The organism is Microcoleus sp. CAWBG640 (assembly GCF_020883015.1).
Lineage (GTDB): Bacteria > Cyanobacteriota > Cyanobacteriia > Cyanobacteriales > Microcoleaceae > Microcoleus > Microcoleus anatoxicus.
The window spans coordinates 1-7,766 of sequence record NZ_JAHRFC010000016.1 but is presented as its reverse complement, the minus strand read 5'-3'; the positions used below and the strand labels follow the sequence as shown (position 1 = coordinate 7,766).

General features: G+C 45.0%; 8 protein-coding genes. 1 reads left to right on the top strand and 7 read right to left on the bottom strand.

Annotation, left to right across the window (positions count from 1 at the left end):
* Positions 1-1,222: 16S rRNA (cytosine(967)-C(5))-methyltransferase RsmB (gene rsmB, locus AAFP11_RS10680; RefSeq protein ID WP_341737040.1), on the top strand; the 1,222-nt coding region annotated here is incomplete at its 5' end.
* Between the two features lie 3 nt (positions 1,223-1,225).
* On the opposite strand, the gene AAFP11_RS10675 is transcribed toward rsmB, so the two are convergent.
* The 7 genes from AAFP11_RS10675 to AAFP11_RS10645 form a co-directional block, all read right to left on the bottom strand.
* Positions 1,226-3,757, bottom strand: coding sequence for a penicillin-binding protein 1A (locus AAFP11_RS10675; RefSeq protein ID WP_341737143.1), 2,532 nt, complete (start codon positions 3,755-3,757; stop codon positions 1,226-1,228).
* A gap of 156 nt (positions 3,758-3,913) precedes the next feature.
* Positions 3,914-4,921 (bottom strand): chlorophyll synthase ChlG, encoded by a 1,008-nt coding sequence (chlG, locus tag AAFP11_RS10670; RefSeq protein WP_341737039.1) that lies wholly within the window; start codon positions 4,919-4,921, stop codon positions 3,914-3,916.
* Between the two features lie 172 nt (positions 4,922-5,093).
* Positions 5,094-5,573 carry a DUF29 domain-containing protein gene (locus AAFP11_RS10665; protein ID WP_341737038.1) on the bottom strand — a complete coding sequence of 160 codons (480 nt, stop codon included), beginning with the start codon at positions 5,571-5,573 and terminating at the stop codon, positions 5,094-5,096.
* 35 nt (positions 5,574-5,608) lie between these two features.
* Positions 5,609-6,313, bottom strand: coding sequence for a helix-hairpin-helix domain-containing protein (locus tag AAFP11_RS10660; protein ID WP_341737037.1), 705 nt, complete (start codon positions 6,311-6,313; stop codon positions 5,609-5,611).
* 95 nt (positions 6,314-6,408) lie between these two features.
* Complete coding sequence (locus tag AAFP11_RS10655; protein WP_340525294.1) at positions 6,409-6,756, bottom strand: NINE protein; 348 nt, start codon at positions 6,754-6,756, stop codon at positions 6,409-6,411.
* A 68-nt stretch (positions 6,757-6,824) separates the two neighbouring features.
* Positions 6,825-7,037 (bottom strand): hypothetical protein, encoded by a 213-nt coding sequence (locus AAFP11_RS10650; RefSeq protein ID WP_340525292.1) that lies wholly within the window; start codon positions 7,035-7,037, stop codon positions 6,825-6,827.
* Positions 7,038-7,263: 226 nt separating this feature from the next.
* Positions 7,264-7,766 (bottom strand): CPBP family intramembrane glutamic endopeptidase (locus AAFP11_RS10645; protein ID WP_341737036.1); only part of this gene is annotated, 503 nt, incomplete at its 5' end.

Genomic DNA, 7,766 nt, shown 5'->3' with positions numbered 1-7,766 from the left:
CACCTCTAATCCCCCCCCTTACCAAGGGGGGGCTAGGGGGGGTTTAAATCCCCAACAGCAACCAGAGACTGAAACCACCTCTAATCCCCCCCCTTACCAAGGGGGGGCTAGGGGGGGTTTAAATCCCCAACAGCAACCAGAGACTGAAACCACCTCTAATCCCCCCCCTTACCAAGGGGGGGCTAGGGGGGGTTTAAATCCCGAACCACAACCAGAGACTAAAACCACCTCTAATCCCCCCCCTTACCAAGGGGGGGCTAGGGGGGGTTTGAATCCCCTAAAATTACCCGAAAACCTAGTCCAACGCCTCGGAATTCTGCACAGTTTCCCCGACTGGATTGTCGAAATGTGGATCGAACAACTAGGCGAAACCGAAACCGAACAACTCTGCGAATGGTTCAATCAATCCCCCACAATAGACCTCAGAATTAATCCTTTAAAAAGTACAATTGACCAAATTGAAACCGCCTTCCAAGCCCAAAACATCAGCGTTAGCAGAATCCCACACTTACCCCAAGCCCTAAGACTCAACAGCAGCAGTGGCGCAATTCAAAACCTCCCCGGATATAGCGAAGGTTGGTGGACAATTCAAGATAGTAGCGCTCAATTAGTCACCCATTTACTCGATCCGCAACCGGGGGAAACCATCATTGATGCGTGCGCCGCACCGGGAGGAAAAACTACCCATATTGCCGAATTAATCGCAGATACAGGTACGATTTATGCCTGCGACAAAACTGCAAATAGACTCAAAAGACTTAAAGAAAATGCCGATCGACTCCAGATGCGATCGATCCAGATTCATACCGGAGACAGCCGCCAGTTTCCAGAGTTTATTAACCTAGCAGACAGAGTTTTATTAGATGCACCTTGTTCGGGCCTGGGAACCCTCCACCGCCGCGCCGACGCCCGTTGGCATCACACAGCGGAAAACATTCAAGCACAATCTCAATTGCAATCGGAATTGTTAGCAAATTCAGCGACATTTGTCAAGTCTGGCGGCGTATTAGTTTACGCAACTTGCACGATTCATCCTTTAGAAAATGAACGAGTTGTGCGATCGTTCTTAGACAGCAATCCTGACTGGCAAATCGAACCGCCCACCATAGATTTACCAGTACAGCCATCACCGGAAGGATGGGTAAAAATTTGGCCCCATCGCCATCAAATGGACGGCTTTTTTATGGTGCGGTTAAAACGAGGTGAGAAACCAGGACTTTAGTCCTTATTGTGGCGGTTCTGGATAATTATTCGGTTGTTGATAACCAGGATCTTGCCACTCGCGATGCCTAGGTTCAGGATTAGGATTGTAAGGGACGATCGCACCATCGTCATTGACAATCATGCCGCGAATAATCCGATTTGGCTCCACCCGTTTGGGCTTAATACTACCTTTGCGGCCCTCCAACTTCGGCAACTTGGGAAATTCCTCAACCGGCATTCCCTTGACAGCTTGACTCATAAAATCGCGCCAATTGTAAGCAGCCGTACCGCTAGTTCCCCCGGTGGGATAGTTGTCATCATTCCCTAACCAAATCCCAGTCACAACCTGGGGAATGTAACCAATAAACCACAAATCCCTGACTTTTTCCGAAGTACCGGTTTTGCCCGCTACAGCGCGATCGTTTAAAGCCGCAGGGCCACCTGTACCCCCCTGCACCACACCCTGCAACATCCAAGTAGTAATAGCAGCACTATCCTTATCCAAAACCTGCTTCGGTTTAAAATTAGCCTGATAAATCACATCTCCTCGTTGATTAATCACGCGACTAATGCCGTGGGCTTCAATAAAATTACCCTGGGCCGCCAAAGTCCCGTAAGCATTAGTTAACTCCAGCAAATTCACCTCAGAAGAACCCAAAGCCAGGGAATAAATAGGGCTCAATTTAGATTTAATTCCCATATCGTGGGCTAATTTGATTACAGGTTCAAACCCGACATCCATCAACACCTTGACAGCCACCACATTCACCGAACTCGTCAAGGCATCAGAGATCGATCGCCAACCGCTAAACTTTTTGCCATAATTATTCGGTTGATAGCCATCGATAATAATTGGTTCGTCTTCATAGCTATCATAAGGCGAAAAACCAGCCCCCATCGCCGTGGCATAAACTAACCCCTTAAAAGTCGATCCGGGCTGACGCAAAGCCTGAGTAGCGCGATTAAACTCACTTTCCTGAAAATTTCCACCTCCTACCAGGGCCTTCACTTCCCCAGTTTTAGTATCCATAGAAACTAAAGCCGCCTGTTCAAAACCCTGACGGCGGCCATCAACTTCGATCGCACTTTTAATCACCTGTTCAGCGATTTTCTGCCACTGCAAATCCACCGTCGTCTCAACAGTCAAACCACCAGCTTCCAAAGCATCCTGAGAAACATAGCGTGGCAATTCCTTTCTAATGTAACTCGCAAAATAAGGCGCAGTCACTTTAAAACGCTTTGGTGGACTTTGTTTAACAGTCAAAGGTTCCGCCATCGCTTCCTTAGCTTGAGCCTCAGTAATTACCTTCGCTTCTTGCATTTGTTCCAGCACAAGATTGCGGCGCTTCTTCGCAAAATTCGGATTAACCAAAGGCGAATATTCGCTCGGTGCCGGAGGCAAACCCGCCAAAGTTGCCATTTCTGCCAAAGTCAATTTATCAACGGTTTTGCTAAAGAAAACCCAAGCTGCATCGGATACTCCGTAAGAATCAGAACCCAAATAAACCAGATTCAAGTATCGTTCTAAAACTTGTTCTTTACTCAACTCTCGCTCAATTTTCTGAGCCAAAAGAGCCTCCCGCAGCTTCCGTCGAATACTTCTTTCCTGATTTAGAAAAACAACGCGAGCTAATTGTTGGGTAATGGTACTGCCACCCTGCACCAAATCTCTCGCCAGTAAATTAGAAACAATCGATCGCACAATACCTTGATAATCCACACCGCGATGTTCGTAAAAACGGCGGTCTTCTATAGAAATAAAAGCTTTAATCAACAGATCGGGAATTTCTTTAAGTTTCAACTTATCTCTAGTTGCAGGCCCCGATTGCAACAAAATCGTATTATCTGCTGCCTTAATTGTCAGCGTCCCATCGCGATTAAAAGCCGACAAATCATTAACATCCGGCAAACTTTTATCTAAGGTGTGCAAAATCCACAAACAGTAGATTAAAGCGCCACCGCCAATACTAGCAACACCGATTCCTACCCAAAATTTAGGGCCACGGGACAGCAGTTTTTTCAACTTTCCCTGTAGTTTCCTATTTTCGGCTAGTTCGATATTTTCCCCTAGTTCATTATTTTCCCCTAGTTCGTTATTTTCTGCTAGTTCATTATTTTCTGCTATGTCGGTACTTGCGGGTAATTGGCTACTTGCCGATTTTTTAGGCAATTTAGCATCCAACAAATTCAGCCCAGGTTGGAACAATGCTTTTCCCTTTGCTTGCCAACTGGTAACTAGATCTTCAATTTCCAACCACACTATTAAACGCTTCAACCCTTCCCAATCGCGCTTAACTATGGGATAGTTATCAGTTTCCTGTTCTAATTCCGACTCTGTTGGAGGTGCTGGATCTTCTGGTGCCAGATACTCCCATTCTTCCGCCGTTGTCCGTGTAGAAAATTCCGCCTCCGATGACGGCGATTCGAGTTCATTGTCCTCTGCTGTCTGGGGCGATTCTGCATCGGAATTGCCACTTATTGCGTTAGTGACTTTGCTCAACTTATCTTTGATGTTTGAGAAAAATTCTGCCACGTTTAGACCTTCACACCTCATCAATTTAAATTAAAAATTAAAAACTAAAAAGGCTATTCCTTTTCAATTTTTAATTTTTAACTTGACATTTTTCTTCAATACAATTGCACTGATTTTTGACTGCGGGATTTTGGATTAAAAATTATTTAATTCCAAAGCGCCAACTCACAAATTTGCTTAAGCAGCATGACCAAGTGCCAAAGCTGCTACCAGCATACCCAACACCAGGAAAGGCTGAGCACTTGCCTGATATTTAACATCATTTTCCAGAGGATTCCGTAAAAAATACATATCCTGAAAAGTGATTTGGGGCACAATCAGCAGCAGGAGAATGACAGCGTACAGATTTTGGTGGATGCTAATCAAGTAACCTGCAATCCCGGCTTGAAATATGTCGATCATCAACACGCAGATCCAAGCTGCGGTGCCGATGCCAAACATCACTGGCAAAGATTTTAACCCTAATTGGCGATCGCCCTCAACACTTTTAAAATCATTAACGATCGCAATTCCCAGCCCAGCCAAACTGTAAAACAGGGTCAAAATCATAATCGTGGGATCTAGTTTACCAAACAAAGCTTGACCAGCCCACCAAGGCAAAGCAATGTAACTAGCACCCAGGGCATAATTTCCCAACCAGCCATTCTGCTTGAGTTTCAACGGTGGCGCAGAGTAGATGTAAGCTAAAAATGCGCCGACGAGAGTCAAAACAGTCATAGTGGGAAATTCATGACCAGCCCACAAGTCTAGAGCATAAGCGATGCCGATGCCTGCGGCTAATAATACCAAAATTTGCGCGACTACTTCGGGAATGGAGATCAGCCCGGAGGGAATTGGACGATAGGGTTCGTTAATGGCATCAATTTCGCGATCGTAGAAATCGTTCAAAGTTTGAGTATACCCAGTCAGCAACGGGCCTGACATCAACATACAAGCTGCGGCGATCGCAAAATTTTCGAGATTCCAGGTATAGTGACCAGAAGAGGCCGCCCCGCACACCACGCCCCAAATCAGGGGAATCCAGGTAATCGGCTTCATCAGTTGCAAGCGAATCTTCCAAATGGAAGTTTCCCCGGTAGCAGCCCCTTTCATACCCAACAGTTGCCTAGTTTTGGCATTCCGGTTGTCTGTAGCTGCACTTTCTGGGGATTCTGGGGAAATTGGGGATGGAGGAGAGTCAGACATAAATGTGATTTTAGGGGTATCCTACTGTCGTGTCGATCGGCGTTGCCATAATAATTCTGTAGAATAGCATCAATATTCCAAGCATTGTGTAGTCCAGGATTTTTAGATACCGGACTTCGCAGAAGTTGTCGGGGATCTGGGTATTATATTTTTTGAGGTGGGGTTAACTATGCTAGTTTTCAGTCATCCCATCTGACAAAAAGTCTGGCAAAAAATTAGAATCTAAAACCTCAGCAGAAGTGTAAACACACCATTGCGGAAATGTCTCTAGGGACAATCCAGTTTCAGCACTTGCTTGTTCTATTGCATCCGAATAGCATTCAGAAAACACTTCTTCCAGATAGGGTTTGAGACTGGGGGAATCCTGGAGACTTTTGCGAAGGCGTCTACGGTGTTCAGCTATGGTACTTTTCCAACTACCGCTTCTGCGATCTGGTTGAAATTCCCACTTTAGCAAGTGCATCAGAAGTACCACAAGATTACTCTCCAAACTCCGCCGTTCAGTTCGCCCCATGTCTTCTATTTGTTCAATCATATTTTCCCAGTCAATGTTTGAATAATCGCGAAGCCGCAACTTTTCCACGGTTGTTTCAATCCATTTTAGGTAGTCTCGATCGTACAATTTTTCTAGATTAACATCGAGTTTTGCCATCGTCATATTTTTTAGAGTCGAGGATGTACAGATAACTAACATAAATGGCGGTAGGAATCAAAAGGCAGCCCCGTGCGTCGCTTCACCTCAACAACAGATTTATATTCGCCTTTAATCTGCCTTTCTGTAACTATTTTCTCTGCCACAACTCTGTCTAAGCCACTGGCTATTAATTCCTCCACGGAATATATATTTAGTCGTTTCCAAGTAAAACTTGCTTCCTTTTGATAATTGTAGCTAAAGCAAATCATCGGGGCGATGCGTCTGACGTGACTAGCTGGAACTCCGGCTATTTCTGACAACTCTTCGGCGTAAGTAAAAATATATCCTTCATTTTGCAAAGATTCAATATCATTAGCATAGACGATTGGCAATCCCAAGACTCTCACCAAATCATCTTTGGTACACTCATTAATATCTATTTTGCCCCGTACATTTGCCAACTCTTCTGCACTTGTTGCACTCGCAGGAACCAGTAAACCTCTGGGTGCTGTTTTGATGAGATAGCGTTTTTTCAAAGAAAATGCAGTGACAATTTGAGCTATCCAAACCAGCAGGCCCAAATTAGCTGAAGCCGATAGCGCTACTGCGGCTAAAGTAAAGCCCGCGCCCCACCCGATCCAACTGCGAATATTTGTTTTTTGGCCTGCATAGACGATCGCCAATCCGCCGAAGTAGGGAATAAAAGAATACCACACCCAATAGGGAGTTTGACGCAGCCAGTGTAAATCTTGAAACACTTTAATTTTATCCTTAAACAGTTGTTATTTTACACTCATTCTTATCCCACTCTTTGAAGGGCGGGTTTCCTGCTTCCTGCTTCCTTCATAATTAATTACAAATCTCGCAGCAGTTTGAGTCGTTTTTCTTCATATTCTTCTGCCGTAATTGCACCCATATCATAAAGTTTTTTGAGATCGGCGATCGCCCCAGTGACATCTGTTGCCGATCGCAGGAAGCGGCCCGATTGCAACATCCCCGGATTGTACTGTGCTTGAAAAGTTGGTTCCGACATCAGTAGCAAGCCGAGAAAATCAAAAAATGCGATTACTGAGGGAATGAATGTCAGAGAGAATAGCAAGTATAATACCCCTGCTAAATTATTTCCTAAATAAAACTTGTGGGCTCCAAATCCTCCTAAAAAGAAAGCCAACAAAACTGCTACTGTTTTATCTTTAACCATTTTTTTGTGTGCCCCATTTTTTAAGTGTCACTGCAACTACCTGGCTGGGTAATCTTACTAATCTTGACTCATTTATTTTTAGATGTACGAAACTTAGACATCGCAAAATACAGCAAAACTATACCGGTTTGAGCTTCGAGAATCACCAAGTAGCCTCTCCAGAAATAATTGAGTTCGGTTGCTGAATTCAGAGAAAATAATAAAAGACCGAAGGCTGCGTAGGGTAAGAAACGCATCCAAGTCCGCGTTCCCTCTAACTTGTGGCTATTAAAATTGCTCATTGCGTCAAGCCTGATTCTTACTTAAGATCTACAGAAAAATTGGCTAAGTTGTCAAGTTGTGTCCTGTACGATCGCGCGAGCTAAAAAGCACCGACCAAGATCTAACTCCAATGTTAACGCAAGTTTTTCCGCTCAGCTTGAGACATGGCATCCTAAGCAGCCTAGAGTGCTTAGGATATTTGCCAAAACAGCAAGGGGAATTAACAATTATTCACAAAAGCCCGAATTAACTCCCGCCGCCCAAAAGAAACAGACTCAGGAGAGTGCCGCTATTCCAGAGACTGTGGAGTAGCATGGGAGCAAGGAGATTGCGCGATCGCGTGTACACAAATCCCAACACCGCCCCCAAAGTCGCCAAAGGCAGAATTTCCGACACGCTCAAGTGAGCCACAGCAAACAACAAAGCAGAAGTGGCGATCGCCCCCCAAACAGGCAAATAGCGAGTCAGAGAAGGCAACAGAAAGCCCCGAAACATAATTTCCTCAAAAACCGGAGCCGCGATCGCCGCCGTGGCAAAAAACACAGCCAAAGCCAGGTTATCCTTACCTTCAAGGACGATCGGCAAAATCGGATTACTACCACCTTGTCCCTGCCATAATTGCTGATTGATCAGCGACACCAAAACTACCAAAGGTAAAGCCACAAAATAGCCACCAAAACCCCACCAAAACCAATTTCCCCGCCAATTAATCCGAAACCAACTTTCAGGTAAAGGCAAAAAAGACCTTA

Excerpts from the sequence above, each read along its gene's own strand:
- AAFP11_RS10675 (WP_341737143.1), bottom strand. The coding sequence starts at position 3,757 with ATGAGGTGTGAAGGTCTAAACGTGGCAGAATTTTTCTCAAACATCAAA.
- chlG (WP_341737039.1), bottom strand. The coding sequence starts at position 4,921 with ATGTCTGACTCTCCTCCATCCCCAATTTCCCCAGAATCCCCAGAAAGT.
- AAFP11_RS10665 (WP_341737038.1), bottom strand. The coding sequence starts at position 5,573 with ATGGCAAAACTCGATGTTAATCTAGAAAAATTGTACGATCGAGACTAC.
- AAFP11_RS10655 (WP_340525294.1), bottom strand. The coding sequence starts at position 6,756 with ATGGTTAAAGATAAAACAGTAGCAGTTTTGTTGGCTTTCTTTTTAGGA.
- AAFP11_RS10650 (WP_340525292.1), bottom strand. The coding sequence starts at position 7,037 with ATGAGCAATTTTAATAGCCACAAGTTAGAGGGAACGCGGACTTGGATG.